At 71.4% G+C, this 817-nt stretch carries 1 protein-coding gene and 1 pseudogene; both read left to right on the top strand.

What is annotated here, in order from left to right; genetic code table 11:
* A pseudogene (locus A5636_RS26800) lies at positions 1–439 on the top strand (hypothetical protein); the annotation flags it as partial.
* A 134-nt stretch (positions 440–573) separates the two neighbouring features.
* The coding region (locus A5636_RS09765) for a nitroreductase family deazaflavin-dependent oxidoreductase (protein WP_253900550.1) at positions 574–817 on the top strand (244 nt) is incomplete at its 3' end.

An 817-nucleotide genomic window follows, 5' to 3' on the forward strand; every position in this document is an offset into this window, starting at 1 on the left:
GGTGGTGGCCGAGAAACGCCGCTACTCCACCCGTGTCGTGCTCGGCGCCGGCCTGCTGGGCGGGCTCTTCGGCGCCTTCTTAACCGCCGGCGCGGCGGCGCTCATCGTGGCGTTCGGTTTCGGGCCTCCCCCGCCGCCGGGGTTTGGACCACCGCCAGGGCCGTCGCACTTCGGGTTCCCGCATCCCGGGCCGGGCGGACCGATGGCCGGACCCAAGGGACCGTGGGGAATGCCGCCAATGGGCCCGGGCGGGCCCGGTCTGCCGGCTGGGCCCGGCGGGCCGGGTGGACCGGCTGGGCACGGTGGGCTCGGTGGACCTGGTGCGCCGGGTGGTCTGCAGCCGCCTGGTGCGCCGGGTGGTCAGCAGCCGCCGGGTCCCGGCCAGCCGCCAGCGCCTTCGTCGGCGGGGCCCAGCGCGTCGCCCGCGCCCCCGCGGTAGGGGCAACCCGTCGCGAGGGCGCGCTTAGTGCCACACTTGACGGCGTGTCACCGTACCGACACGCGCCCTCGCGCAACGGACGGAAGGTTGTCGCCACGACTTCTTCAACACTTTTAGGCCGGATCGGAGCTCGATTGCTGCGATCCCGCAAGCTGGTCCGCGCCCCGATCTGGATCTATCGAGCGCGTGCCGGGGCGCTGTTCGGCTCGCGAATGCTCATGCTTGAACACATCGGCCGCACGTCGGGCATGCCCCGCTACGTTGTGCTTGAGGTGGTCGATCACCCGAGGCCAGACACGTATGTCGTTCCTTCCGGCTTCGGCCGAAAAGCCCAGTGGTTCCGCAACATTGAAGCCAACCCCAGGGTGCGCGTCTATG

This window comes from Mycobacterium asiaticum (genome assembly GCF_001673315.1).
GTDB classification, from domain to species: Bacteria; Actinomycetota; Actinomycetes; order Mycobacteriales; family Mycobacteriaceae; genus Mycobacterium; species Mycobacterium asiaticum_B.